Origin of the sequence: Psychrobacter sp. PSP (genome assembly GCF_024085615.1) — a bacterium.
GTDB classification, from domain to species: Bacteria; Pseudomonadota; Gammaproteobacteria; order Pseudomonadales; family Moraxellaceae; genus Psychrobacter; species Psychrobacter pacificensis.
On the sequence record NZ_JABLTF010000014.1, the window covers coordinates 56,401 to 83,063 of the forward strand.

General features: G+C 43.1%; 23 protein-coding genes. 14 read left to right on the forward strand and 9 right to left on the reverse strand.

What is annotated here, in order from left to right:
* Positions 1-365 precede the first annotated feature (365 nt).
* The 3 genes from HL061_RS03765 to dusA all read left to right on the forward strand — a co-directional run bounded on the left by HL061_RS03765 (position 366) and on the right by dusA (position 4,629).
* Complete coding sequence (locus HL061_RS03765) at positions 366-2,009, forward strand: phospholipase D family protein (protein WP_071001886.1); 1,644 nt, start codon at positions 366-368, stop codon at positions 2,007-2,009.
* Positions 2,010-2,231: 222 nt separating this feature from the next.
* On the forward strand, positions 2,232-3,536 hold the full coding sequence (locus HL061_RS03770; RefSeq protein WP_071001887.1) for an MFS transporter: 1,305 nt from the start codon (positions 2,232-2,234) through the stop codon (positions 3,534-3,536).
* Positions 3,537-3,645: 109 nt separating this feature from the next.
* Positions 3,646-4,629 carry a tRNA dihydrouridine(20/20a) synthase DusA gene (dusA, locus tag HL061_RS03775; protein ID WP_071001888.1) on the forward strand — a complete coding sequence of 328 codons (984 nt, stop codon included), beginning with the start codon at positions 3,646-3,648 and terminating at the stop codon, positions 4,627-4,629.
* A gap of 66 nt (positions 4,630-4,695) precedes the next feature.
* Here dusA and HL061_RS03780 read toward each other — a convergent pair whose 3' ends face one another.
* From HL061_RS03780 to HL061_RS03795, 4 genes are all read right to left on the reverse strand, one after another.
* Positions 4,696-5,484: a type II CAAX endopeptidase family protein gene (locus HL061_RS03780; protein ID WP_071001889.1), complete on the reverse strand. Its 789-nt coding sequence runs from the start codon at positions 5,482-5,484 to the stop codon at positions 4,696-4,698.
* Positions 5,485-5,553: 69 nt separating this feature from the next.
* Positions 5,554-6,444, reverse strand: coding sequence for an alpha/beta hydrolase (locus tag HL061_RS03785; protein ID WP_071001890.1), 891 nt, complete (start codon positions 6,442-6,444; stop codon positions 5,554-5,556).
* A gap of 154 nt (positions 6,445-6,598) precedes the next feature.
* Entirely contained in the window at positions 6,599-7,591 is a 993-nt protein-coding gene (sppA, locus tag HL061_RS03790; protein ID WP_197496772.1) for a signal peptide peptidase SppA, read from the reverse strand.
* 259 nt (positions 7,592-7,850) lie between these two features.
* Positions 7,851-10,808, reverse strand: coding sequence for a ComEC/Rec2 family competence protein (locus HL061_RS03795; RefSeq protein WP_071001892.1), 2,958 nt, complete (start codon positions 10,806-10,808; stop codon positions 7,851-7,853).
* Between the two features lie 298 nt (positions 10,809-11,106).
* On the opposite strand from HL061_RS03795, the gene HL061_RS03800 reads away from it, so the two are divergent.
* Positions 11,107-11,682, forward strand: coding sequence for a DUF2062 domain-containing protein (locus tag HL061_RS03800; RefSeq protein ID WP_227517179.1), 576 nt, complete (start codon positions 11,107-11,109; stop codon positions 11,680-11,682).
* Positions 11,683-11,751: 69 nt separating this feature from the next.
* Here the strand turns inward: HL061_RS03800 and HL061_RS03805 are convergent, their stop codons facing one another.
* From HL061_RS03805 to HL061_RS03815, 3 genes are all read right to left on the reverse strand, one after another.
* The gene (locus tag HL061_RS03805; RefSeq protein WP_058024771.1) at positions 11,752-12,057 is read right to left on the reverse strand and encodes a hypothetical protein; all 306 of its coding nucleotides are present in this window, start codon (positions 12,055-12,057) and stop codon (positions 11,752-11,754) included.
* A 168-nt stretch (positions 12,058-12,225) separates the two neighbouring features.
* On the reverse strand, positions 12,226-12,906 hold the full coding sequence (gene lolD, locus HL061_RS03810; protein WP_071001893.1) for a lipoprotein-releasing ABC transporter ATP-binding protein LolD: 681 nt from the start codon (positions 12,904-12,906) through the stop codon (positions 12,226-12,228).
* A 32-nt stretch (positions 12,907-12,938) separates the two neighbouring features.
* On the reverse strand, positions 12,939-14,174 hold the full coding sequence (locus HL061_RS03815) for a lipoprotein-releasing ABC transporter permease subunit (RefSeq protein ID WP_071001894.1): 1,236 nt from the start codon (positions 14,172-14,174) through the stop codon (positions 12,939-12,941).
* 449 nt (positions 14,175-14,623) lie between these two features.
* On the opposite strand from HL061_RS03815, the gene HL061_RS03820 reads away from it, so the two are divergent.
* The gene (locus tag HL061_RS03820) at positions 14,624-15,595 is read left to right on the forward strand and encodes a hypothetical protein (RefSeq protein ID WP_071001895.1); all 972 of its coding nucleotides are present in this window, start codon (positions 14,624-14,626) and stop codon (positions 15,593-15,595) included.
* Between the two features lie 137 nt (positions 15,596-15,732).
* Here the strand turns inward: HL061_RS03820 and HL061_RS03825 are convergent, their stop codons facing one another.
* A complete protein-coding gene (locus HL061_RS03825; protein ID WP_071001896.1) occupies positions 15,733-16,122 on the reverse strand; it encodes an SCP-2 sterol transfer family protein in 390 nt (129 codons plus the stop codon).
* A gap of 855 nt (positions 16,123-16,977) precedes the next feature.
* Here HL061_RS03825 and ccoN point away from each other — a divergent pair.
* The 6 genes from ccoN (at position 16,978) to HL061_RS03855 (ending at position 23,037) form a co-directional block, all read left to right on the forward strand.
* On the forward strand, positions 16,978-18,459 hold the full coding sequence (gene ccoN, locus HL061_RS03830) for a cytochrome-c oxidase, cbb3-type subunit I (RefSeq protein ID WP_071001897.1): 1,482 nt from the start codon (positions 16,978-16,980) through the stop codon (positions 18,457-18,459).
* Between the two features lie 9 nt (positions 18,460-18,468).
* Positions 18,469-19,107: a cytochrome-c oxidase, cbb3-type subunit II gene (gene ccoO / locus HL061_RS03835; protein ID WP_071001898.1), complete on the forward strand. Its 639-nt coding sequence runs from the start codon at positions 18,469-18,471 to the stop codon at positions 19,105-19,107.
* Complete coding sequence (locus tag HL061_RS03840) at positions 19,107-19,286, forward strand: CcoQ/FixQ family Cbb3-type cytochrome c oxidase assembly chaperone (RefSeq protein WP_058024764.1); 180 nt, start codon at positions 19,107-19,109, stop codon at positions 19,284-19,286. The genes ccoO and HL061_RS03840 overlap by 1 nt, the downstream gene beginning before the upstream one ends.
* Entirely contained in the window at positions 19,286-20,431 is a 1,146-nt protein-coding gene (gene ccoP, locus HL061_RS03845) for a cytochrome-c oxidase, cbb3-type subunit III (protein ID WP_071001899.1), read from the forward strand. The genes HL061_RS03840 and ccoP overlap by 1 nt, the downstream gene beginning before the upstream one ends.
* Positions 20,432-20,849: 418 nt before the next feature.
* Positions 20,850-22,262: a cytochrome c oxidase accessory protein CcoG gene (ccoG, locus tag HL061_RS03850; protein WP_071001900.1), complete on the forward strand. Its 1,413-nt coding sequence runs from the start codon at positions 20,850-20,852 to the stop codon at positions 22,260-22,262.
* Positions 22,263-22,455: 193 nt separating this feature from the next.
* Positions 22,456-23,037, forward strand: a complete 582-nt coding sequence (locus HL061_RS03855; protein ID WP_058024761.1) for a FixH family protein — start codon at positions 22,456-22,458, stop codon at positions 23,035-23,037.
* A gap of 104 nt (positions 23,038-23,141) precedes the next feature.
* Here HL061_RS03855 and ttcA read toward each other — a convergent pair whose 3' ends face one another.
* The gene (gene ttcA, locus HL061_RS03860) at positions 23,142-24,284 is read right to left on the reverse strand and encodes a tRNA 2-thiocytidine(32) synthetase TtcA (protein WP_071001901.1); all 1,143 of its coding nucleotides are present in this window, start codon (positions 24,282-24,284) and stop codon (positions 23,142-23,144) included.
* Between the two features lie 309 nt (positions 24,285-24,593).
* On the opposite strand from ttcA, the gene queC reads away from it, so the two are divergent.
* From queC to HL061_RS03875, 3 genes are all read left to right on the forward strand, one after another.
* Complete coding sequence (gene queC, locus HL061_RS03865) at positions 24,594-25,343, forward strand: 7-cyano-7-deazaguanine synthase QueC (RefSeq protein ID WP_197496773.1); 750 nt, start codon at positions 24,594-24,596, stop codon at positions 25,341-25,343.
* A 275-nt stretch (positions 25,344-25,618) separates the two neighbouring features.
* Positions 25,619-25,948: a hypothetical protein gene (locus HL061_RS03870; RefSeq protein ID WP_071001903.1), complete on the forward strand. Its 330-nt coding sequence runs from the start codon at positions 25,619-25,621 to the stop codon at positions 25,946-25,948.
* A 187-nt stretch (positions 25,949-26,135) separates the two neighbouring features.
* Positions 26,136-26,633: a peroxiredoxin gene (locus HL061_RS03875; RefSeq protein WP_071001904.1), complete on the forward strand. Its 498-nt coding sequence runs from the start codon at positions 26,136-26,138 to the stop codon at positions 26,631-26,633.
* Positions 26,634-26,663: the final 30 nt, after the last annotated feature.

Below are 26,663 nucleotides of genomic sequence, written 5' to 3' on the forward strand. Positions count from 1 at the left end.
AGCGTTATCATAACATGCCGACTTATTCCACACATCTGGTTTCAGATAACTTCTAATTATTAATTTTGCCTATTAAAATAACTGGATGTTCAATATGACAGCCATTATGCAGACTTAACCGCTTAACCGACAATAAATCACGATAAACTCAATCGTCAAACCTAACAAAAATAACGTATTTATAATAGGCAGATATGCTAACAGCTGCTAAGCTTAGCGACGATTTGAATTTTGGCGTTGGTGATATTTTTATAGACCGTCCAATCAATGCTATCATCCTTAAAAATAGATGAACAATTTCAGTAAATTACTTATCCATGCATTTTATTTATCAGTATATTTAGGCTCATCAAGGTAAATTCGTTATGTCGATGTTCAGTATAGAACCAAGCAGCTTATCGTTGAGTCTGACACTTGGGCTGACTTTAGGTCTGAGCGCTTGCCAGAGCCTACCCAAACAGCCACATCTACCTGAGAGCCAAGCGTTATCAGCGCGAGTCAATGCTTTATACCAACAAGAAGACAGCCCAAAGATTGAGCAAAATACAGCGACTACAACCAACAATACTGATCTAGTGACCGCCATCACAGCACAAAATGAGATTCATCCTGATCTGTCAGGCTATCATCCGATCGTCACTGGGGCAAATGCGTTTGCCGCCCGTAGTATCTTAACAGGTATGGCCACGCGCAATATCGATGCGCAGTATTATATTTGGCATAATGATCAGGCTGGCCAACTGCTATTAAAAGACTTGTGGGAAGCGGCTGAGCGCGGTGTGATCGTGCGTTTGTTGTTGGATGATTTTAATAACAGTGCAAAGTTTGATCAGCACCTATTACGTTTTGCGAGCCACCCTAATATCGCGGTGCGTATCATCAACCCATTAATGCACCGTAAGTTTTCAACATTGAACTACGTCACAGGTTTGCCGCGTATCAATCGCCGTATGCACAATAAAAGCATGACGTTTGATAAACAGATTACCGTTATCGGCGGACGTAATATCGGTAATGAGTACATGAGTAACGATCAAAGCAGCCAGTTTGCGGATTTGGATGTTTTACTGATTGGTAAAGTCGTCGCAGACATTGATAATAGCTTTGCCAGTTACTGGTCATCGCCACTGTCGTTTGACATCGAAACTTTAGCCAAGTTCGACGATGACGTCACGCCTGATTTTTTGAAGGCATTAGACAAGCTGGGTATAGATGAGGAAAATAACGAAGGCAGTAGCTTGACGGTTTATAAAGCCGCCATCAAAGACTCGACGATAGACACTGATCTGATCAACAAGCGTGTACCATTTCGTTGGACAGACATGCAGTTTTTGAGTGACGATGTTGGCAAGCTGTCCAAAAGCGTCTCATCTGAGACCAACTTGGTGCATCAACTGCGTACGTTACTCGGTAGCCCAACCAAAAAACTGACCATCATCTCGTCTTATTTTGTCCCGACCAAAGATGGGGTCGATACTTTGGTGAAGCTCGCCAAATCTGGCGTTGATATCAAAATATTAACCAACTCATTTGATGCGACCGACGTGACCGCTGTTCATTCTGGTTATAGTCAATGGCGCCCTAGCCTGCTGCGGTCAGGCGTAAAAATATACGAGCTAAAATCAACGGCAGCTGAAGAAAAACGTGACAATAAACTCTGGCGTGCACGCAGTCAGTCATCAACCAGCCTACATGCAAAAACGTTTGCGGTAGACGACTATCAAGTGTTTATCGGTTCCTACAACGTTGACCCTCGCTCTGCCAATATCAATACTGAGATGGGCGTCATCATCAATGATGATGAGTTGGCAAGACAGCTGCATGGGGCGCTGAGTGATGATTTACTAAACCAAGCTTATGAAGTTAAGCTGCTAGACAACGGTAGCTTGGAGTGGCACACCATGGAAGATGGCAAAGAAGTCGTTTACGAGTCAGAGCCACGGGTCGATATGAGTGATCATATCTGGCTTACTATTATGTCTTGGTTACCCATTGACTGGCTACTGTAATATGTAAACTCTTTTCTAAATAGTCCCTAAAATTGCAGGATGTGCAGTTTTGCTTTTGTTAAAAGCCAAATCCTGTAATCAAAGTTCTTATTACAATACACAAAATTACTGTTCCGGCGAATCATTGTTTATATACTTTGATTTGCCGGTTTTTATCATGGCCGATTATCTAAACGATGATCGTCTTAATGACCACTTTACTCCGTGGATGCGTGATCTATTATGCCGACTCGTTCTCAATACGCCCTGATGTCTAAAAAAGACAAAAATACAGTCATATTCGTAAGCTTTGTCAGCGCTGTAATCTTTTTTGATTTCTTGATTTATTTGTACATTGCAGACATTGTCTCAGCTGCTATTTTCCCCGCTAATAACGATCCTACGGTTGCTAAGCTGCAAGGAATGGGGCTGTTTGTCATTGGTTACTTGGCTCGGCCATTTGGTGGTATTGTGTTCGGGCGTTATGGTGATCTCAAAGGTCGAAAGCCGACCTTTTTCCTGAGCATAATCGTTACGGCAGGTAGCTTGCTCGCAATGGCGTGTCTGCCTACTTATGCGCAGTGGGGTGCGCTTGCACCTGCGTTATTCATATTGCTGAGAATCATACAAGGTATGGCATTTGGTCTTTACACACCGCTATCTTGGGTATTTGTGGCGGAGCATGTCCCTCGGCAGTATTTGTCAGTGGCTTGTAGCTACGTTACGGCTAGCTTTTTGGTAGGTGTACTGTTCTCTAATGCGTTTTTTCTGTGGCTGACTGACTTTATGACCACCGTACAGCTGACTGATTATGGCTGGCGTTTGCCGTTTTTTGTTGGCGCCTTACTAACCTGTCTGCCATTGTTGGTATGGCGATTGGTTAAAGAGACTCCGTTTTTCTTGGCGTTAGATAAGCCAAAAACTGGTAAGAATCTAGGTAGACCATTTACGGTATTATTCAAGCGCTGCAAACATTCTATCTTTGTCAGTATGGTACTGACTATAGTGATATCTAGTATCACCTCTGTCATTGTCCTACTACTGCCAGAACTAATAGAAATCAACTTTACTTTAGACAGTGATTTGTTTAGCTTTTCTCATAGCTTGGGCATCGTATTTATGGTTCTTGGCTGTGTCTTTTATGGCATGATCTCGACCCATGAGAACTTTGGTAAAATTTTGGTCATTGGTTCTGTTTTACTTATCGCTCAAACACTGGCGTTCTTTTATCATCTGCAGGCGGGTGGCGACTATATCTTAATCATGTATGCATTGCTAGGGTTCTGTGCCGGTATCATGGGCATGATCCCTGCCATTTTAGTGCAGCTATTTCCGACCAATGTACGTCTCACCGGCATTTCTTTTTGTTATAATATTACCTACGGTATCGTGGGTGTGCTGATACCCTTTGGTCTTGGTTACGCCACGACACTCATCAGTTTCTCGCCAGCGCTATATATTGCCTTTGTGGGCTCTATCGGTATTATTATGGGGCTTTATTTCTATAATTTGCCTGAATTCAAAAAGATTGATCATGTTATTTTATAAATAATAGATCAGTCACTAATTCGAACGATGTTTAAAACTAAGGTGCAATGAGATATCTCATTGCACCTTATCCATTTGTTTAAGACACAGATATTAAGGCTTGATAACCATGGTTGATATGACCAACAAACGCCTCTCCGTTGCGCCAATGATTGATTGGACAACGACAGACTATCGTTACTTTGCGCGACTATTTAACCCGCACACGTACCTGTATACCGAAATGATTAGCACCGGTGCATTGATACACGGTAACCGCGCACGTCACCTACGCTTTGACACACTTGAGCATCCACTGGTATTGCAGCTTGGCGGAGCAGATATCAGTGAGATGACACAATGCGCCGAATTTGCTCAGCAATACGGCTATGATGAAGTCAATATCAATGTTGGTTGCCCTTCTGATCGTGTGCAACACAACAAGATAGGCGCCTGTCTAATGGCAGAGCCAAAAACGGTGGCTGACTTGGTCAAGCACATGCAAGCTGCAGTCGATATCCCCGTGACGGTCAAACACCGTATCGGTATCGATGATTTTGACAGTTACGAGTTTATGGTGGATTTTGTGCAGACCGTTGCGGCGGCTGGCTGTACGCGTTTTATCGTTCATGCACGTACCGCGTGGCTACAAGGGCTGAGTCCTAAGCAAAACCGCGAGATACCACCGCTACGCTACGAGGATGTCTATCGTCTAAAACAAGACTTTCCTGAGCTTGATATTGAGATCAATGGCGGTATTGATACCATTGAAGACATAAAAATGCATTTGCAACATATCGATGGCGTGATGATTGGTCGGGCGTTTTATCACAACCCGTATCTATTAGCAGAGGCCAATAGCTTATGGAACGAGGCAGCACCCGAAACAATACCTAAGCGCTCAGAGATTTTAGAGCAGCTCTACCCTTATCTACAAGAACAAATCGCCAAAGGCGAAGCACTACCCACGATGACACGGCATTATCTAGGATTGTTTCAAGGATTGATGGGTGCACGCAAATGGCGGCAAGCATTGAGCGGCAAACCTCAGCTCACGCTCGATGACATTAAACGAGCAGCCGATGAAGTATTATTGTTAAATCCTGACGCATAGCTAAATGCTGATATAACTGGCTTGATAGAATTCACATGCTAGCCATTGTCGTGGCTAGCATGTTATCTACGCCGCTTGCGCAAGATACTGCCACATTGCTGCGCCATTATTAACGATATGTAGTACGATTGGCAGTAATAGCGACCCTGACTTGATACGTGCATAACAAAATATGAATGCCAAAACCACAATAGTACTGATTTCATAAATGCCATACTGCACATGGATAGTGGCAAATATCAAACTGGTCACGATACTTGCTACTATCGCACCGTGCTGCACAGAGTATGACGGTGCGGTGAACTGCTCTTTGATGGCTGACCATAATATGCCACGAAAGATCACTTCTTCGTAAATAGGTGCAACGACGACCATTGCAAAGACCAGCAGCCACACTGAACTAACAGACTGATATAGAGGGTCGACAAATACCAGCGGCGTCATATCCAGCATATAAGTCAGCGCCTGACTGACTATCATAAATATCAACAGCAATCCTAGCATGCCCATACCTACCGTAAATGAAAACGGCTTTAATGCTAAATACTGTCGCCATTCCCCGCCTTTTATACGAATAATGAGAACACTGGTTGTCATCAGCAGCACACAGCCTATGAGTATTGATAAGCTCACGACTGTTCCATCGTTACTGCCAAAAAAGAAGATATCGCCCATCGAAGCATTTTTGGTCGCAGGTAATACCAGCTTGCCAGCGATATAGACGCCTACCAATTGACTGATAAAAAACGCAAGCACCATCCCTACCGTCAGCATAAATGTACCAACGCGTGAAAATAATGGCGGACGCTCAGACGAGGTTGCGATATCCGGTAAAGCTGTCACGTTTTTTGGCATATATATGTCACTTAAAAAATACGCTGTCAGCTTGTATTAGACACAAGCCTACATAACGATACGTTGCTTTTATTTTGATAGTTGCCGCTTAATCAGTTCTAGTACCTGCTGCGATACAGACTCTGGGTGCTCAAGTGGGAACATATGCCCCCCTTCATGAGTCTCATAAGGTATGCCCAAGCGCGACTTTATCTGTTGGGGAAACCGACGTTTCAAAAAGATACTGTCTTGACCGATAATCAAGGTAACAGGCACTTTGGGGCCACGATTGGGCGTCAGCCAATACCAAGAAGGATTGGTACGAAACACTTCTACTTCATTAGCTTTAGGAATGGCCAGTGTCACTTTACCATCCGCGCGCTCATGCAAGCCATGATCGATATAGCCTTGGAAGCTGCGCTCATCAAAGTTTTTGAAAAATCCTTTGTGCCGCATTTTTTCGTACGCATCTGCTCGGCTGTCCCACACATCACGGCGATGCTTAGAGATACCCGCTGGTGACAATTTATCCATCAAACGCTTACTCGTAAGAGGCAATTTATCTACTGTCTTTGCCAAATGCCATAACAAGCTAACTTTGCCATAAATCCAAGGCGGATCCATGAGCACTGCTTGAGCAAACAGCTTAGGCTCACGGTACACTGCTTGCAAGGTACACATGGCGCCAAGTGAATGACCCACGCCCACCACCTGACTGACGCTATGCTTCTCACAGGCAGTTTTTACGCTATCGATCACCTGCTGCGTCAGACTGCGCCAATGATTATCCACGGGATAATCCGGCGTGTCACCCAACATGGCAATATATTCAATCGTAAAAAATGCGGACAATCCTGCAAAAAACGGCTCATAGACAGCACTTGGCATGCCATTGGCATGGGCAAAATGTAGCACAGGCTTTTTTGTTATCTTGGAGACAGGTAGCGCAGCAAAGGTCTGCAAATTGATTTCATCACTCATAACAGGCTCTCGTGGGATGGTTTATATATTATTTTTAATAATTCAACTGTCTTTCATATTAAGGTAGTTTTTAGCATTATATACAATTGAGGCTGAGCATAATTATATGCTCAGCCTCAACAATCATACACAGTATATCTAAAATATTAAACGCTTAACGCATTTTTGCATTACCTTCTTCTTGGGGCAAAAACCCATCAAGGCTCATGCTAGAGCCAATGCCTGCACCCAATTGTACCGCAAAGCGATCCATAAACATTTGGAACGGATCGGTTGGGCTATAGCTGATGATCGTATCAAGATCCAATTGTTTACTGAGGCTTGTAATACTGCCCGTTTTGTCTGCCAAACCTAACTCGATAGATTGCTCACCGGTCCAAAACAGTCCTGAAAACAGTTTGTTTTGTTCAGGATTTTTCAAGCGATCACCGCGGCCTTCTTTGACGGCATTGATGAAATGCTTGTGCGTATTAGCAAGCACACCTTCGACATGTTTTTCTTCGTAGTCAGTCAATGGGCGCGACAAACTCAAGATGTCTTTGTACTCACCCGCAGTGATAGTACGATCTTCTACGCCGACCTTGTCCATTAGGCCCTTGACATTGTAACTTGGCATAATGACACCGATAGAACCAACCAAGCTCGATGGATTGACATAGATCTCATCTGCGGCAGAGGCGATATAATAAGCACCTGAAGCACCAATATCACCGATAACAGCATAAAGCTTTTTATCGGGATATTCTTTACGCAGATCCATCATAGTCTGCCAAATTTCATCAGACTGTACCGGTGAGCCACCAGGTGAGTTAATGTCTAACGCCACCGCTTTAGAGTTACTATTTGCAAAAGCGTCTGTCAATGCCTCATTGACATCGTAAGCGTTGGCCACATCATCATTACTGATCACACCTTGCAGCTCAACCACTGCCAAATGCGGCGAGCTAGTATCAACGGCATCCATACCTGTTGGCGAACCACTACATCCGCGACCTATGGTCAAAAATATCAATAATATATAACCAAAGGTCAACAGTTTAAAGAAAATACTCCAGCGACGAGCACGGCGCTGCTCAACCACACTAGCTAATAAGGTGTTTTCCAGTACTTTCCACTCTTGTCCGCTCGGCGCGTTTGGTTGCTGCATTGGCGTTGGCTGATTTGCCGAATTATCAGGACGTTTGTTTGGGTCTGGTGGCCAGTTGGGCATATAACTTCCTAAGTCAGAAACAATCTAAAACAATAAAAAGATGATACTGATAATGACCGCAAAAGATAAATATCTTATCGTCACATCACTTATCGGTATGAATAAGCTGGTAAGTATGGTGGTATTTCGATAATGGTTCAATAGTATAACTGTGAAATATCACCATATTGTAACACTGCGAGTATAAGCAATATTTTTAAGGACTCATCGCTTCTGCGTCAACACCGTTGTCCATTATATTCAGCGATAAAGACGCTTCTAAAGGTTTGTCATCGTAGGTGATAATATCATTGATGCTTTGACGACTTATGACATCAGTTGTCATCTGTGATGCACTATGACCAAGCCATGTGATATTTTTAAACCTCATGCTGTCGTTATTCGAATCAGCTGAACATAATAATGACCACATCTGCCAAACGCGTGGATGGGTATCAGTGTCTAAAACAAGCCGTGATAGAGACGAGTTTTTGTGATCCGTATCTAACTGGTTATCTGCTATTTTCGTTTGAGAGTTTACAGATAATGACTTTAGCGGATCGGCTGCGTTGTATCTTAGAACTTGTATAGGTACGCTGCTATCAATCGCAATTGTACAGTCCCACACGCTAGTATCACCTATCTCGCTCCAGCCTGTCATTGCTTGGATGGATAAATCACCACTAGCCACCTGCCATGTTTTGCCTTGCTCGCATCCTTGCGCACTGATATTCGTCTTACCTTTAGACTGAGCTGCTATTTTAGAGGCTTGCTGGAATGCAGACCAACGCTCGGAGCGTCCCGCTTGCCAATATTGACTGACAGGTAGCTGCTGATTTAACTGCGCAACTGCCAGCGGTAATAACTCAGAATTTTTGGCGCTAACGACCATATTTTGCTCACTGGCATTCAACGTGTCAGTCAGTACAGTGCTACTGCTCTGCACTATGATGCCTTCTAGTTTATCAACTGACAAACTGCCCAGTTGCTGCTCTAAAGATACAGATAGTTTATCCGCTGTGAGATTGCTTGGCATGGTCTGTGTTGCGGTTGGTCTATGATCGGCCAAAAATAGCCAGCTGGTATTGTCTTTCGCAAGTGAAGATCTATCCTTACTGTTACTAACGCTTTGGTTATGTAAAGGGAATTGTAGCAAGGCTGCACTGATATAGGGATCACCCGTTGGCAAAATATATAACGTCGGTACTGTTACAAGTGACTGCTGATTGGCATACACCGTCATCATTAACAGCGTCAGTGGAGGCAGTGCCAACCAGCGACTGAGCAGCCCTCTTGGCAAAAGCCAAGGTACTATACTTAACAACACCATGAGCAATATCGCCATATTAACTGGCGTATACAACCATGCGTCTGTTAATGCTGGTAATGATGTCAGCCAACCAATCAACTCATGTAGATTGCCGACGATGGCACTTACTAAAGACCAAATGCTGTCAGCTATCGTGGGTGATAACAGGTAAAAAAGCCCTGCTAACAGATTGAGCGGTACAATCACCCACCCAAACAGCCCAATCGCAAATAAATTGACAATAAGTCCCCACAATGATGCTTTACCAAATAAGAGCAGCGTAATAGGCAATAACGTCAGAAACAACCAAAACTGTAGCTTGAACATACGCCGTCCAGCTCGCAGAGCATGATAGAGCACTCTATCGCCCTTACTCCTATGCTCGTCGTACGATGATCTCAAAGCCTCTGTAGTATGCTGATACGAGGTATCTTCGTATTTGAGCAACAGCGCCACTGCGATGAAGGACAACCAATACCCTGCCTGCCACAATACATACGGATCTTGCCATGCCATCAAGACAGCTAATGCTAACAACACACGCATGGTACTGATAGGTAGCAATGTCAATCTCACCAAGCCGATAGCCAGTAGCATCCACGCCGTACGTGCAGCAGGCACATCAAAACCTGTAAATAGTGCATAAATAAAAGCAGCACCAATCATTACCCACCAACGCACTTGCCAGCGTGGCATATAGCGATAAACCACTGGGCACAGTCGATTGAATAGCAACACAACGGCGCCGCCCAATACAATGGCTAAAAACAGTACATGTGTCCCTGATATTGCAAGCAAATGCGAGATACCCGCCAGTTGATATAGATCCTTGGTGTCGCGATTGATCAAGCTACGGTCACCTGTGAGCAAACTCAATGTGACAGCTCTGGCCTGCTGCTCTGCTGTGGTTTGTGCAGGCCAATCTCTATAGAAATGATCTCTTAATTGCCAACGTCCTATATCAATACGAGTACGAAATCGCTGGAAATAAGAGTCAGACGTCGATGCTTGTTGTAAAGCTTCATCGTTATTGCTTTTGCTGACAGTCAACGCACTAACCGCCAGTATATTTGCCACACCATCAATGTGTCGACCTCGCAACCAGCGATAACCATCAAAACCAGACGGGTTGCTTATTGCTTGCTTGGAGGTAGACAATGGTACCAGTGCCAAGCTCATAAATAGCTCATCGCCTGGCTGCAAATCATTTAAATTTGAGAACGAGTCATTATTTGATGTGTTTTTTGGATAGGCATTGAGCAATACTCGGTATTCGATATGATTATTGGGTTTTTTTTCAAAATTGTCACTATAGCTTTTACTTAGGCTATTATTTTCTTCCTTCGAATAATTCCTTGTACTATCTGCCAAATCTTGGGGAGTCAACTCAGCGACTAATGGCATTAAATGCGTGACCACTGCTACTTGTCGATAGCCGCTATCTGTACTGGCATCATATACACTGTCACTTATCCCTTCGATACGAACGAGTGCTTGTACACGTATAGAGTCAGTGATTTTGGTCGTTTCGGCTTGCTGATGTGCAACTAGCGCTTGTAGCGCGCTACCCACGACCAACCCAATGGCTAATAGACCAAATAAGAAGTATTTGCTAAAAAGTGACAATTTAACATCATTAGGTGAGCTGACAGAACGCGTTTTATTGGTACTTTGAGTATTTACTGAAGGGCTATTAAGTTGAGTAGCACTAAGCAGAATAATAGTAAATATGACAAGCAACCAAAGCAAACCTGTGGCGCTGACCACATTCAATAAAGGCATGTCGATCGGCATCGCCACATTATCTGCAACTGCCAACACACCCATCATAGCAATAATTACTAGGCTACCAACTAACCAATACACCAGCACTCCTTGCTTGATGAGCAAAATATTATAATGCAGCTAACGCCAGTTATTGATGATAATAAGGCGCCAAAGCAGCCATTTTTATCGACATTTTAGAAGCGACTGAAGCATCATATCTGTGAGGCAATAGCATTTATATTTATATTACCCTATACTGATGAGGCATATTAAAATGATGGCTTTCTACCATCACCACTCTATGTATTCTCATCGGTATTTTTTATCCATAATATTACTTTATACCAGCCCATCAATACAATTGAGCGGACTGTCGTTAACGATTAAAGGCGATACTGTGCCCCACAAACGTCTAAAAGACCTGCTTCCTACACCGGAAAAAATCCTAGAAAGTCGCACCCTAAAACTGTTCGCCCCGCATTTGGCAGATCCTCGGTTATGGCACTTCAACCGCCATAGCTTAAATAAAGCAGTCTATATTGGCGTGCTTAGCGCATTTTTTCCACTGCCAGGACAGATGTTGCTGGCTTTGATTGGCTCACTTATTTTTCGAGCCAATGTGCCTATGGCTCTCGGTCTGACGTGGATTACCAATCCAGTCACCAGCTTGCCTATCTTTTATGCTGGGTATTATATCGGGGCAAAAATCATTGATGCACCAGTGATCAGTTTGCGCTTTATCGGCAGAATGATTGCTGATTTTAGCTTATGGGCATTATCAGATGGCGCCAACCCTTTTATTACTTATAAGGGCACTGTATCGCTTACAGCATTTTGTATAGGGCTAACGATTTTAGCGGTTATAACCAGCATCATTTGTGGACTTGCTTTTAAAGCGATTTGGCGTTACAAGACGGTCGTAAGTTGGCAAAAACGTCAGCAAAAACCTGATGATAAATCGCCTAAATATTAATACCGTTTAACATCATTAAACGGTATTAATATTAAACAGTATCAACGTCAGCGTCTGAAGCAATAGCTATCACTCTTCTTTGGTTCTTTCTATGGCATCTATAAGCTTATCCGTAAAATCTTTATCCATAGAGACGATCTCAATAACCTCGTCGTTTTTACAGAGCGTATAACGCTTACCTGTCGCGCTGTCTTGAACCTTTAAATCATAGTCAACCCCAGCCAAAGTGATCGCATCAAACACGGGGGTGATAAGATCCTTTTGTTCTTGTCTATCGATGGTGTCAAACAAGGTTGGATCGATATAAGGCTTTAACGGCTCATCGCCTTCTTCAGCACTGCCAAAAGCGGCGATTGGATTGTCATCTTTGTTCATTATTCGGAGTCCTATAAAATAGATATAGCAGCTAGTTAATCAAGCTTTTATATCTTTTGCTATGAGATATTTACTTGATAATACAACAATATATTTCGTTAGGACAACCCTTATAAGTGCCAATTTATGACACTTATATTCATCTGAAAATCTCAACATATATAGACGTTAATACTGTTCCCAATGACCATTACGTAGCAATAATTGACGATCAGCAAGCGCCGCCAAGTTGCGATCATGTGTCACCATCAAAAGTGCTGTTTGCATCGTGCTTTGTAGCTCTGATAGCAATGCAAAGACACTTTGCGCATTGTCATAATCCAAGTTACCAGTTGGCTCATCCGCCAAGATAAGCGAAGGCTTGGTAACTAGTGCGCGCGCAATCGCCACACGCTGACGCTCACCACCTGATAGCTCACCCGGTCTGTGCATCAACCGATGATCTAGACCGACGTTTTCGAGAATCTCAATCGCTTGCTTGCGAGCGTCAGTCGTTGATACTTCTGGACGCATCAGTAAAGGCATCGCAACGTTCTCGACTGCGGTAAACTCTGCTAGCAAATGGTGAAACTGATAAATAAAACCCAAATGCTTGTTGCGCATCGCGCCGCGTTCGGTCTCATTCATGCTATTTAATAACTGACCATGTAACCAGACTTCACCACTCGTGGGCGTATCTAAACCACCAAGCAAATGTAGCAAGGTACTTTTTCCTGAACCACTGGTCCCGACAATAGCAATGCGCTCACCAGCATGAACTGTCAGATCGAGGCCCGTCAAAACTTGCGTACTAACGGCTCCCTCATCATATATTTTATTGATATTGGTCGCCTTTAAAATGGCAGACATAGCGCTTCCTTTATTTTATTTATGCGATTGAATTACTCATAACGTAGTGTCTGGGCAGGCTGAATTTTAGCCGCTCGGCGTGCTGGATAAATCGTTGCCAAAAAGCTCAATATAAATGAGGCACCTGTAATGAATACCACGTCAAGTAAACGCAACTCTGACGGCAAATAATTCACAAAATAAGCATCAAACAGATTCAAATTAAAGACTTGATTAATAAAGCCTAAAATATCACTGACGGTGAGTGCGAATATCACACCCAATATCGTACCAGCAACGGTACCGATCACACCGATGACCACGCCTTGTACCATAAAGACTTGGGTAATCAAACGAGGAGACGCACCAAAGGTTTTTAGAATGGCAATATCTGCTTTTTTGTCAGTGACGAGCATCACAAGACTTGAGACAATGTTGAAAGCGGCAACTAAGATGATTAAAAATAGTAGCAAACCAACCATGGCTTTTTCCATCTGAATTGCACCAAATAGATTGCCGTGCGTCTGCGTCCAATCATTGGGGAACAACTGCTGAGGAGAAATAGCAGCGGCTTTTTCTGCGGCAATCGGCGCAGTAAAGATATCATTGAGCTTCATACGCACGCCTTGCGCCCCTTCTGGCAGACGCAGCAGTTTTGCTGCATCACCCATCGGGATGAACGCCATCAGACTGTCTACCTCTGGGCTGATGGTAAAAATACCTGTCAAAGTAAAGCGCTTAAACCGCGGTATCACACCGGCTGGCGATGGCGATGCTTCTGGCAGCACCAAAGTCACTTTGTCCCCTATCTGCAAGCCCAAAGACTGCACCATCTCTTCACCCAATACAATGCTAAAGTCACCACTTTGCAAGGTATCAATACTGCCCTCGACCATATGATCATTAATGATAGAGACGTTTTTTTCGTATTCAGGCTCGACGCCAGTCACCATAATCCCGGCGACCTGACCGTTTGATGTCAGCATCCCTTGCAATTGGATAAAGGGGGCGACATCTGATACTTCTGGATCTTCTTTAATCTTATCAGCGAGCTGCTCCCAATCACCAATAATCTCAGTTGAGACCACGGTGGCTTGCGGCACCATGCCCAAAATACGGGTTTTTAATTCTCGATCAAAACCATTCATGACCGATAGCACCGTAATCAATACGGCAACCCCAAGCGTCAGACCAATCATTGAAATCAGGGATATAAAGGAGATAAAGCCATTACTACGCTCTGCTCGGGTATATCGTAAGCCGATAAATAACGCTAAAGGACGAAACATATTCAAACTCTTTATCTTATCTACGTGCGACTTTATATAGGTTGCATCACGAGCAGTAGTAAATGCATCATACAGCTGCTACTACTCACATATAAATCAAACACAAAACAGGAGATCAGACGAGCCGAGGACAGCCGTCAAAAGGGAGCTAGTTTGACACAATTTAGCCAATATGTGCCAGTCATTAGCCGATACTAAGAGTATTTTTTACCAAAAAACTGGGTTTTGTTATTATTTTTTATAGAGGCCTTGCTATTAGATATGTCAATACCTATATATTATATGCTAAAGACAATTGTCATTAACCCTCATTGTGGTTTGTTCACACTTTGCTGGTAATGTCGCTGACATCATAAACCAGTTATTTGAAATACTGAATGGTACGTAAGTAACCGTCGCACTACAGTATTAGACACAAACCCCACGCTGACTTAATTTTGAGTATTTTCATGACCATAAATTATCAATATAAAAACATTCAAACTCCTACCAAGATCACACTGACCGATGAACAGTCTGCAGGTCATGGCGATCATTGGCGTATTTTGACCGATGATATGAGCAATGATGTGCCAGAGTGGCTACAAAAAATGATCGAAGTGGCGGCAATGCCTAAAGGTCTGAACAACAACGTCAGTGCAAAAGACAGCTGTTTGTTGTTATCAGAAGACAAGCCCTGCCATATCAATCAAGTACTTGCAATGAAAGACGGTAAGCCTGAGCGCTTCATCAATGCTTATCCTTGTGTTGATAGTCCTTATGGGCTTGACTGTAAAATCGAGCGCGTCATTGTCAATGACAACTTACACGATGCGGTATTACGCTTACGCACGGCTGATGGCAGCATTATTTATGCGTTTGATCAGCTCTATACCACCAACCGTCACTTGTATCAGCGCGATACGTCTTATTTCGTTAACTTTAGCGCATGGGCGCACGAGATTAAGCTCAGTGAGCAAAACGAAGTCATCATGGTAGAAGACCAAGAATCTATCCGCTATCACCGTGCGTTTAACGATATCGTCGCGGCTAATGACGGAAAAATTCCAGACGATCTGCAAGCGCAAATCAGTGAATGGAAACCTGAAACCGAAGAACAAATGGCACCGGTCGAAATCAACTTAGGACACATGTGTGCTTATTTATTTGGCGATACTTTAGGGCAAGAAGATGAGGCTTGGTGTCAAGGTCAAGTGCTTGGCAAACAAGAAACGATATTTAACGATAAATCTGTCATTTTGTTTGATGTAGTGACATTACGTGAGCAGGATGCAGATCCCTTTGTCGTACGTATTGGTGCGCTTAATACGCCAGAGACCGCCAGCATTAAAGTGCATGACTATGTACAAGCCAATGTCTGGTTGCAGGCAGCGATATATAAAGAGAATCAGCAAGCGTCGGCGCAGTCTAAAGCCAGCTAGTTACTGAATATAACAGCCTATTGTATTACGTGTTATGCCTAGTTTTTTACACAATAAAAAGCCCCTAAATAGGGGCTTTTGTATATCTGAGTGAATTGTATATCAATGGCTTGAGTACAAACCATTCAATATAAGATCTACGCCATCGTCGTCATTGATTTGATACGCTTATACAACTCTTTTTGCTCAGCGCTTGGACGAGCAGTCTGTACTGCCATCAATTGTGACATATCCCCTTCAACGCGAATTTTACCGCTCATAAAAGCACCCATAATTTGATTGGTGTCAAAATCAGTGATGATAGACTGTAGAATGCTACGATCTAATAATAAAGTCGTCGTGCCGTTACTATTTAGACCACGATGTAATAAACCATCGGCAAAGTTGGCTTCGATATCTTTGTCAGTATCAGACACTTTTAGGTTAACAATCATATTAGCAAGTGCTGGTGGCAAGTTTAACTCACCCGCCTCACTGCCCATTTTCTCCACTTGCTCAAACCATTCATCTGTCAAAAAAACTGCCATATTATTATCCTTAACGGGTGTTTTGTTGGGTTAACGCTGCTATTTTACGCATTAACCTGACTAGCAAATTATTAAAATGCCTGTTATTAATAGCCCACAAGTATACGGGCATTAAATATGTTCAGGCTCATTATAAGGGGCGACTTGATGAGAAGTAAAACCTATTTGTGCCGCTAGTGGTACGATTGTTACAAAATTCCTTTCGAATATCACAATTATATTTAGCAACGTTTGTCTTAGTTTGATGCAAACACGCATCTAGAATAGTGACAAAATTGGGTATAAAATAAGCAAGTAGCGCAATAATAATAAGTTGCTCGCTATCATTTATACCAAAGAGTTTGTATTTTGCCGCATAGTTCTGATGATATTTAATTAGGATTGCGTTACAATACCCTTAAACAGAGTCGGGAGTTTTAACCAAACATTACATAAACATGTTTTTTGTCAGCCGCCGCTAGCATACATCTATGGTCAGTGCGTTTTTATAGCCCTATAGATATGGGTATCTATCTTCATTAGTACAGATTTTTTCGTAATAATTAAGATATATATTTAGCCTCATAAGATGTTTGATGCTCAAAAACGGCGCGTCTTTTTATTTATCTTGATGATGTATTAACAATCCTACTATCGATTGGCTGTAAACAAGGTGCACGAAGCGCCTCATTTTATCCATCAGTATCAACTGACATAAAATCAAAGCCTAAATTGATAGTTAATAAGATTATGGTGATAAAAGGTCAAAAAACATTATGTACCGTAGCTATTGTAGGTTTATAAGTTTTTATAATATCTATAATGCGGACTGTTGGTTAATTCTGTTGATAATTCGGGCTGTAAAGGAATCATCCAATGAGTTTACAAAACACAGCAGTCGCCCCAGTTGACCGTGAGTATGAAATTACTATCGTAAGATTTTTTACGATCATGGCTGTCGTTTGGGGCATCGTCGGCATGAGTCTTGGTGTGTTCATTGCTTCACAGTTAGCATGGCCATCACTAAACTTTGACATTCCATGGCTGACCTTTAGTCATTTAAGACCACTGCACACCAATGCGGTGATTTTTGCGTTCGGTGGCTGTGCCTTGTTCGCAACGTCTTACTATATCGTTCAGCGTACCTGCAAGACGCGCTTATTTGCGCCATATTTGGCTTGGTTTACCTTTTGGGGTTGGCAAGCAGTGATTGTTTCTGCTGTTATTACCCTTCCTCTAGGTTTGACGTCAAGTAAAGAGTACGCTGAGCTTGAGTGGCCTATCGATATCTTAATTGCTTTGGTATGGATCTCTTATGCCATCGTATTTTTTGGTACACTCATCAAACGCAAAACCTCACATATTTATGTGGCTAACTGGTTCTTTGCCGCCTTCATTATTACGATTGCACTACTACACATCGTAAACAGCATGGCTATTCCTGTTAGTGCGTTCAAATCTTACTCGCTATTTGGCGGTGCAACTGATGCCATGGTCCAGTGGTGGTACGGGCATAACGCGGTAGGTTTTTACTTAACGGCAGCTTTCCTTGGCATGATGTATTACTTCGTTCCAGTACAGATTGGTCGTCCTATCTACTCTTATCGCTTGTCTATCGTTCACTTTTGGGCATTGATTGCTTCCTATATGTGGGCTGGTGGTCACCATTTGCATTATTCAGCGCTTCCTGATTGGACGCAGTCATTGGCAATGGTATTCTCCATCATTCTATTTGCACCCTCTTGGGGTGGTATGATTAACGGTGTACTCACGCTATCAGGTAGTTGGGATAAGCTACGTACCGATCCGATCATTCGCTTTATGATTGTGGCGTTGTCGTTCTACGCGATGTCGACGTTCGAAGGCCCAATGATGTCAATCAAGACAGTAAATGCTTTATCGCATAACACTGACTGGACAGTTGGTCACGTACACTCAGGCGCACTTGGCTGGGTTGGTATGATTACGATTGGTTCGCTATATGTGCTGTTACCACGTGTCTATAACAAACCCAAAATGTACTCTATCAGCTTAATCACCACGCATTTTTGGCTGGCGACTGCAGGAACGATTTTCTATATCGTGTCTATGTGGATCTCAGGTATCGGCCAAGGCATGATGTGGCTTGCTACTAACCCAGACGGTACTTTGGTATATAGCTTCGTTGATACTGTTGAATTCTCGCATTTCCCATATATTGGCCGAGCTTTTGGTGGCTTCTTATATGTATCGGGTATGTTTGTTATGGCTTATAACTGCTATAAAACACTCAAAATGCCAGAAGGTAAGCCTGTAGATGTCGCTGATCCAACGGATCATGAACCTAGTGTCGAAAAACCTTCGACAGCTAACGTATAAGGAGCGATCATGGCTGGTACACCGCATGAAATTATTGAAAAAAATACAGGCTTGTTAGTCATTGGCATCGTCATTGCTATCAGTTTTGCAACGCTAGTTGAAATCGTGCCTTTGATTTATAACAACGACAGTCCTGAAGAAGGCGGTTTGAACAAGCCCCTTCCCGCTATGGAGCCTTGGACTGCGCTTGAATTTGAAGGTCGTGATATTTATATCCGTGAAGGATGTCACGTTTGTCATACGCAAATGGTTCGCCCACTACGTGCAGAAGTTGAACGTTATGGACCATACTCACGTGCCGCTGAGTCTACGTGGGATCACCCGTTTTTATGGGGATCGAAACGTACTGGACCAGACTTAGCACGTGTTGGTGGCCGTTATTCTGAAGATTGGCAAAAGCAGCATCTAATCAATCCACGTTCGCTAGTGCCTGAGTCAGTCATGCCAGGTTTCCCGTGGTTGGCCGAGAACGAAGTCGATGGTGAGAACATTCAAGCTAAAATGCGTCTATTCCGTGATCGCTTCGGTGTGCCTTATACTGAAGAAGATATCGAAGGTGCTCCAGATGCCGTACTTGGCGCCACTGAGCTTGATGCTTTGGTTGCCTATCTACAGCAGTTAGGTACCGCAATGGAAGGACAGCGCTAATGGGTATTGGTGAATTACAAACAATTGCGACCGTTTCTGCCTTTATTGCCTTCGTAGGCGTTGCATGGTGGGCGTATTCGCCAAAAAACAAAAAACGCTTCGAAGAAGATGCACAACTTGCGCTTGATGACGAGGATATTAGATCTCTGTCTGAAGAGCAGCGCAATAAGGATAAATGATGACATTTTTTTGGAGTTCTTGGATTACGCTAATCAGTTTTGGTTGTTGGGCGTTCATTCTTGGCGTTCTGCTGTTTGTATTAAAATACAAGCCAGAGGTTGAAGAAGACGGTACCACTGGTCATGAATACGATGGTATCCGAGAATACGATAAACCACTTCCTAAATGGTGGTTAGTGATATTTTTTGGCTCAATCGTCTGGGGCGTGGTTTACTGGGTGTTTTTCCCAGCCATGCTTCCGGGAAACTGGAACGGTCTTGCAACCATAAAAGTCGATGGTGAAGATGTACCATGGACTTCTAAAAACGAGCTGTTCAGTGAGCTTGAGAGCAACAACAAAGTATTTACAGATAACTTTGAAAAGAATATCTTGGTTAAAGCAGATGCAGCAGGCGCAACCGCGACACTAGCGACGCTAAACGAGCTACAAGCGACCATGCGTCGCAGTGACAATCCACCAGCGGATCTACAGGCACAAATCGATGAGAAGGTCACAGAACTTGCGCCTTATGTCGAAAAACTGTCTGAAAATCCAAATGCTTTAAAAGTTGGTAGCCGTTTGTTCTTACAGAACTGTGCAGTATGTCATGGCTCGAATGCTAAGGGTGCCCCAGGCTATCCTAATTTGACTGACAATGATTGGTTGTATGGTGGTAAAGCCGGTAACATCTTGACCACGCTACACAATGGTCGTGTTGGTGGTATGGCAGCATGGCGTGATCAGCTTGGTGAAGACGGCATACGTGCGGTCGCTGAATATGTCTTATCACTATCAGGCAACCAAAATGACTATGATCTTGATCAAACGAAAGTTGCTCAAGGTAAAGTTATTTTTCATGAGCCGACCAACTGCGTTCTTTGTCATGGACCAGATGGTAAAGGTATGATTTCAGCTGGCGCACCGAATTTGACGGATAATATCTGGTTATATGGTGGTGATCGCGAGACCATTCGTGAAACGCTACGTTATGGCCGCGCAGGTGTAATGCCTCAGTGGGAAACGAAGCTAGGTAATGAGCGTATCATGCTACTTGCCGCTTACGTCTACTCACTATCGGACAAAACTGGCAAAGCACCTGAAACTGCGATGGCAAATACTGCAGCGACTCAGCCAGTAGCGACCAAAGAAGCTACTGCTAACTAAGACACTATTGCCGTACTGTACATGGATGAGATTTAATAAAGGGAGGACTGTCAGTACAGTTCTCCTTTTTTCGTTTATTTTTGCAGAATTTACCTAATAGTCGCTATCACAGATACTTCTCAGTAGACATTATTATGATCTATAGTGATTGCTTTTTACGATTATTACCCCATTGTTAGTATGGAGAATGTTAGAATAGCTGTTTTCCAAATGGCTAACGAGCCAGACTGATGATGTCTTAGCTCGATCTAATTACCCACTTATAATCAATTATTTAGTAAGTGTACTAGAGGACTTTTATTCAAGTCGCTATCCATTATTTACTGACATTGATAACATCATACATTCATATACTTCACGACGAGAGGTATTTGTTCATCATGCCAGCAGACTGATTCTTTTTTAAAGAGGCACGTTTATGTCAGCACAGCAATCATCCAATAAAATTCCCGTACGACAAGTCGATCTTGATGCCACCAAGCATCGGGTACATCCGAGGTTTGTGACAGGGTTTTATCAAAATATTCGTGTCATCACGATGTATGCCCTTTTGGCCGCTTTTTTAATTTTACCGTGGCTGCGTTATAATGGCAGACAAGCAATATGGTTTGATGTTCCCTCACAGCATTACTATATTTTTGGTTTGACTTTTTTGACTCAAGATTTTTATTTTATTGCCGCATTTGCCATTATTGCAGCGTTTACTTTGTTTATGGTGACTGTATATGCTGGCCGCGTTTGGTGTGGTTATGCTTGTCCACAAACCATCTGGACGCATCTCTACCAGTACGTTGAAAAATGGGTCATTGGTGATCGCAATAAGCGCATGAAGTTTGATAAATCGCCTATGAGCGCGAGTAAAGTGTTCAAGCGAACGGTAGTCTATGCGATTTGGTTTGTACTTTCTGTGATTACAGCAGCAACCTTTGTCAGTTATGTGGCAGGTACAGATTCGCTTTATCATAGCTGGCAGACCGTGGGACTGATTCCTTTTCCTGACTGGCCAACATGGGTATGGATATCGATGTTTATCTTTACCTTTGCCACTTATGCCAATGCAGGTTATATGCGTGAGCAGATGTGTGTACAGATTTGTCCTTATGGCCGCTTCCAAAGTGTGATGTTTGATAAAGATACGCTGATTGTCTCTTACGACTATGAGCGTGGTGAGCCACGCGGCGCGCGTAAAAAAGGCACACACCCTGAAGAGCTGGGTGACTGTATCGAATGTACCATGTGTGTGCAGGTCTGCCCCACTGGTATCGATATTCGTGATGGCTTGCAAGTTGCCTGTATTCAGTGCGCCGCCTGTATTGATGCCTGCAACGAAATCATGGACAAAGTCGGCTATCCACGCGGGCTGATTCGTTATACAACCGAGCGTCAGCTGGTCGAAAAAGAACCGAGCCGTGTATTTCGTCCACGATTATTTGCTTATTTGGCGCTATTGGCAGTGCTATGTGGCGGGGTTATCTATGCGTTGACAGACCGCGTGCCGCTAGAGATTGATATCCGCCGTGATCGTAACCAGTTATCATCTATCAATACCCAAGGCATGATTGAGAACAGCTATATCGTCAAGCTAACCAACAAAACCCAAGAGCCACACAATTATAAAATAACGCTCGCACCGCAAGAGGGTCTGAGTTTAGAGCTGCGCTTCAACGATGTACCCTTAGAAGCAGGCGAAAGCTTCGATATGCCTGTCAGTATTTACGGTGACCCTGATGTGATTGAATTTGGTCAAACGCCAGTGACGTTAAATGTGACCAGTGAAGACGGTAAGTACAAAGTCAGTAAGCAAAACGTCTTTACGACTCAAGGTCAGTAATTCATCACTGAACTGATTATTTAGTTTCCTTTATGTCATTCGGTAGTCAGCGACTTTGAGAGTCAAAGGCTATCGGGTGAATGATTTATGGTTAAACTGGCAGCAGGTAGCCGTCAAATTGTCCGTTGATACCATTTGTCGATATCTGATAAGCAGATCTTTGATAAATAAGTATCTGATAAATAGGTATTTTATGTCTAATCCAGCACCGAATTTTAAACATCAAGATACTCAGCCATGGTACAAGAATTACATGGTTATGATTTTTGTGATTGGCATGCCAGCTGCGGTCGTGATCGCTTGTATCTGGTTTGTCTACTACTCTTACCAGATCCGCGACAGCGTGGTACGTGACGACTGGTATATGGATGGCAAGACGCTCTATCACGACGTATCACGTGACAAGCTTGCTTATGACTTGGACTTGCATGGCAAAATGCAATTTGCGGATAATGGCGATGTTGTGTTTTATCTCAATTATCCTGAGCAAAGTGTGCAGTCAGGCAAGCTATTGAACGGCCAGCCACTTACTTATCCCGATACGCTTAATCTTTCAATCTCGCATGCCACCGATATCAAAAAAGACCGTGACGTCGTGCTAAAGCATGTTGAAGGCAATAAATACAGCGCCCAAGTAAATCTTGATTCGGTAAAAGCCAAATATTACCTGCAAGTGAATAACGATGGCAAGGACGATTGGCGTATGCAAGATGTCGCCAAGCTTCCGCGCTCAGAGGTTAGCTTTAAACCTTTACCTGTCTTTGCTAAAAGTTAATATTATTAAGCTATGCCCTAATATCTACATTTAAAAAACCAGCCTTTTCTTTATGAATGGCTGGTTTTTTATGGGTTACTCGATCAGTATTCGCTCATGAGATGCTAAATAAGTGGGTTAATTGTTGGAATTTTCTGAGGTGTAGTTCTACTTGTTACAGCATTGTCTGATTCTGTTGCATACGGCTTATCGCTAGCAAACTTAGGATTGAACGTTTGCGTCTTTGGTGATACCGGCAAACCAATCTCAGCCAGACTGTCGGTCTGCCCTGATTGAATATTATCCCCTTCAAACAAACGCTCGTCGTTATCACGATCAAGACTGAGTGTCTCAAAGTCAAACAACTCACGATCCGCTAACTGTGATGGCGCTACGTTTTGCATTGCCTTAAAGATAGACGCCAAACGCTGCGGATGAGCGTCATCCCATTCGCGTAGCATGTCATTGATAATGGCACGTTGTAGATTGGTCTGGCTGCCACACAGATTACAAGGAATAATCGGGAATTCTTTTAATTTGGCATACTCGATGATGTCTTTTTCTTCGACATACGCCAATGGACGAATCAGCAGGTTTTGCTTGTCATCACTCAGCAGTTTAGGCGGCATTGATTTGAGCGCGCCGCCATGAAATAAATTCAAGAAGAAAGTCGCCAGCATGTCATCGCGATGATGACCCAAGGCGATTTTGGTCGCACCAATCTGCTTAGCAAAACCATACAACGAACCACGGCGCAGACGTGAACACGCTGAGCAATAGGTCTTGCCTTCTGGCACCACACTTTTGACAATACTATACGTGTCTTTTTCCAAGATATAATGGGCAATGCCCTGCTCGTTTAGATAAGCAGGCAGAATATCTTCAGGATAGCCGGGCTGCTTTTGGTCAAGATTGACTGCGACGATATCGAAATGAATGGGGGCGATACGTTTTAGTAGGAGCAAAATATCCAGCAAGGTATAGCTGTCTTTACCGCCCGAGACACAGACCATCACCACATCACCGTCTTCAATCATATTAAAATCACGAATGGCCCAAGAGACTTGGCGACGAAGCTTCTTTTGTAGCTTACGAAAAGCCGCAGATTCAGTAGGCGATTGTGAGTCAGTAGACTGTTCATCAACGATATCTTCATTGCTACCCTCTTCAGCATCAGCCTCTAAAACATAACGATTAAAGTCTGATTCATTAGATATATCGTCAGAGTGAGAAGGGATGTTTGGCGTAAATAAGGTTGCTGCGGTCATAAGTTACTCAATATCTTTATAAGGATGATTTTACTATAAAGTAGTTTGCGATAAAGCAAGATCAATGAGGTAGGGTTATCGATGCTTTAAAAGCGGCAATTATAACAAATATTGCTAACAGATTGAAAAGATGACAGTAATACGCACTTTATTTTTATTGCAATACTGCTTAGCATGGCTTTGTCACTTTAGTGATACGTGATTGGTCGCTTCGTGGTTCTGTAATAGCCGTATTTTTGCTAAAATAGCCGTTTTCGTAAACCAATAATAGATAACACTATGACTAACGTTACTTTGCAGAATCCCTCAATGAATCAAGCGTCCAACAGCAACGATACTCCTCACAAAAACCAAAATGCCGTGGTGCTTTTATCAGGTGGTCTCGATTCGGTGACGTGTTTGTATTGGGCAAAGGCGCGCTATGCCTCGGTGACAGCGGTTAGCTTTGACTATGGGCAACGTCATAATAGTGAGCTTGTTGCAGCAAAGACTATCGCTGAGACAGCAGGCGTCAACCACAGAATTATCGACATTGATATCGCCCAGCTTGGTGGCTCATCACTCACCGATCACAGCATGATTGTACCAGACGGCGATACCGACAAATTCCCTAGCAAGAAGCACGATGAGATCGATAACGATGCCATTCCGAATACTTATGTGCCTGCGCGCAATACGATCTTTTTGTCTTATGCGCTAGCCGTCGCTGAAGTGACTGATGCCAATCATATCGTCATTGGGGTCAGCTCAGTCGATTACTCTGGCTATCCCGATTGCCGTCCAGAGTATATCGAAGCATTTGAGCACATGGCCAATCTGGCGACAAAAGCGGGCGTTACCGGTCATCGCTTGTCTATCCAAACCCCACTACAAAAGCTGTCCAAAGCTCAAACTATTGAGCTTGGTCTATCATTGGGCGTTGATTATGGACAAACGATTTCTTGTTATCGTGCCGATGCAAACGGACTTGCTTGCGGCGTTTGTGATAGCTGTGCGCTACGTCGCCAAGGCTTTGCTCAAGCTGGCGTCACTGACCCTACTCATTACCAAGCTGGATAGAGATACTGACTTTTTATCAAACAGCGGCATCAATCAACATTAGCGAAACATTCGCTTGCATTAACACAGCACGTCGACATTGTATTTTAATCAATATACTTGCTATGGTATGGACAATCATTTTTGCCAATTGAATAGATTACATGTGATATAGGTTACATGAGATATCACCAATGATTCAGTCACTCACATATCAGTGATCCAGCTGTCTGTTGATTATAAAATCACATTGAATACCATAGTCAAAAATTGACACTACCTGTAAGAGGATATTTATGAAGTTATTGCCATTACTCCCCCTAGCCTTAGCGGCCGCGTTCGCAATGCCGCAGGCGAATGCTACTGATATTAAGCAAAGTAATATCAACTCATGCGTCGATGGCGCAGTTAAATATAAAGTCGCTAGTAAAAGTGATGCGACAAAGTTATGTAAGTGCACTATCGGTGTGCGTAGCAACATGACGATTGGTCAGATGTGGGAGATCGAAAGCTACGCAAAAGACAAAAAAGACCCTTCAAGCTTGCCTTATGTCAAAACCATGCAAAAAGACCTGCAGCAGTGCACAGTCGGCTTAGACTTGAAGCAGCCGCAAAAGCCTGCTTAATTACTATTCGTTTGATATACAAAAGACTGGCCATTGCCAGTCTTTTTTGTTACCAATGGATAAGCAAAGTGTAAAACTGATTATTTATTGCTACCAATCTGCCTATAATAAGAAGACGATAAATAAAACCCTATCTAAACCATCAAAAAAACCAATATACATAACCAAAATCAATAAGGATTTTACCATGGCAAAACCAACAACAGAAACGATCAACCTACCCGACTTTCCAGTGACCATCGTACGCAAACTTGCCGGAAACTTTATCCATGCTGAGATTAGTCTCAAAGAGATGGTTGCCAATACCGACAAAGGTCTTATTCTCTATTTTTATCCTAAAGACAATACACCAGGCTGTACCACACAAGCGACGGAGTTCACGGCGCATATCCACGACTTTGACGACTTAGGCTATGACATCGTTGGCGTCTCTCGTGACAGCGTTGAGTCACATGAGAAGTTCATCGATAAATACGACTTACAGATCCCACTTGTCAGTGACACTGATGAAAAACTATGCCAGTATTTTGAAGTCATTAAAGAGAAAAACATGTACGGCAATATTACTTTGGGACTGGTGAGATCAGCATTTGTATTTGATAAAGAAGGCAAGCTGACCCACGCACAGCGTAACCTACGTGCCAAAGATTACACCAGTCGTCTACTCAGCATATTGGCACCATAACCTGATCGTTATAACAGAGTACATTTTTGC

Excerpts from the sequence above, each read along its gene's own strand:
- HL061_RS03805 (WP_058024771.1), bottom strand. The coding sequence starts at position 12,057 with ATGAACAAAGATGACAATCCAATCGCCGCTTTTGGCAGTGCTGAAGAA.
- HL061_RS03840 (WP_058024764.1), top strand. The coding sequence starts at position 19,107 with ATGGGTATTGGTGAATTACAAACAATTGCGACCGTTTCTGCCTTTATT.
- HL061_RS03875 (WP_071001904.1), top strand. The coding sequence starts at position 26,136 with ATGGCAAAACCAACAACAGAAACGATCAACCTACCCGACTTTCCAGTG.
- dusA (WP_071001888.1), top strand. The coding sequence starts at position 3,646 with ATGGTTGATATGACCAACAAACGCCTCTCCGTTGCGCCAATGATTGAT.
- ccoN (WP_071001897.1), top strand. The coding sequence starts at position 16,978 with ATGAGTTTACAAAACACAGCAGTCGCCCCAGTTGACCGTGAGTATGAA.
- HL061_RS03815 (WP_071001894.1), bottom strand. The coding sequence starts at position 14,174 with ATGTTTCGTCCTTTAGCGTTATTTATCGGCTTACGATATACCCGAGCA.
- HL061_RS03770 (WP_071001887.1), top strand. The coding sequence starts at position 2,232 with ATGCCGACTCGTTCTCAATACGCCCTGATGTCTAAAAAAGACAAAAAT.
- ccoG (WP_071001900.1), top strand. The coding sequence starts at position 20,850 with ATGTCAGCACAGCAATCATCCAATAAAATTCCCGTACGACAAGTCGAT.
- ccoP (WP_071001899.1), top strand. The coding sequence starts at position 19,286 with ATGACATTTTTTTGGAGTTCTTGGATTACGCTAATCAGTTTTGGTTGT.
- HL061_RS03820 (WP_071001895.1), top strand. The coding sequence starts at position 14,624 with ATGACCATAAATTATCAATATAAAAACATTCAAACTCCTACCAAGATC.
- HL061_RS03825 (WP_071001896.1), bottom strand. The coding sequence starts at position 16,122 with ATGGCAGTTTTTTTGACAGATGAATGGTTTGAGCAAGTGGAGAAAATG.
- sppA (WP_197496772.1), bottom strand. The coding sequence starts at position 7,591 with ATGCAGCAACCAAACGCGCCGAGCGGACAAGAGTGGAAAGTACTGGAA.
- queC (WP_197496773.1), top strand. The coding sequence starts at position 24,594 with ATGAATCAAGCGTCCAACAGCAACGATACTCCTCACAAAAACCAAAAT.
- HL061_RS03785 (WP_071001890.1), bottom strand. The coding sequence starts at position 6,444 with ATGAGTGATGAAATCAATTTGCAGACCTTTGCTGCGCTACCTGTCTCC.
- ttcA (WP_071001901.1), bottom strand. The coding sequence starts at position 24,284 with ATGACCGCAGCAACCTTATTTACGCCAAACATCCCTTCTCACTCTGAC.
- HL061_RS03870 (WP_071001903.1), top strand. The coding sequence starts at position 25,619 with ATGAAGTTATTGCCATTACTCCCCCTAGCCTTAGCGGCCGCGTTCGCA.
- lolD (WP_071001893.1), bottom strand. The coding sequence starts at position 12,906 with ATGTCTGCCATTTTAAAGGCGACCAATATCAATAAAATATATGATGAG.
- HL061_RS03780 (WP_071001889.1), bottom strand. The coding sequence starts at position 5,484 with ATGCCAAAAAACGTGACAGCTTTACCGGATATCGCAACCTCGTCTGAG.
- HL061_RS03765 (WP_071001886.1), top strand. The coding sequence starts at position 366 with ATGTCGATGTTCAGTATAGAACCAAGCAGCTTATCGTTGAGTCTGACA.
- ccoO (WP_071001898.1), top strand. The coding sequence starts at position 18,469 with ATGGCTGGTACACCGCATGAAATTATTGAAAAAAATACAGGCTTGTTA.
- HL061_RS03855 (WP_058024761.1), top strand. The coding sequence starts at position 22,456 with ATGTCTAATCCAGCACCGAATTTTAAACATCAAGATACTCAGCCATGG.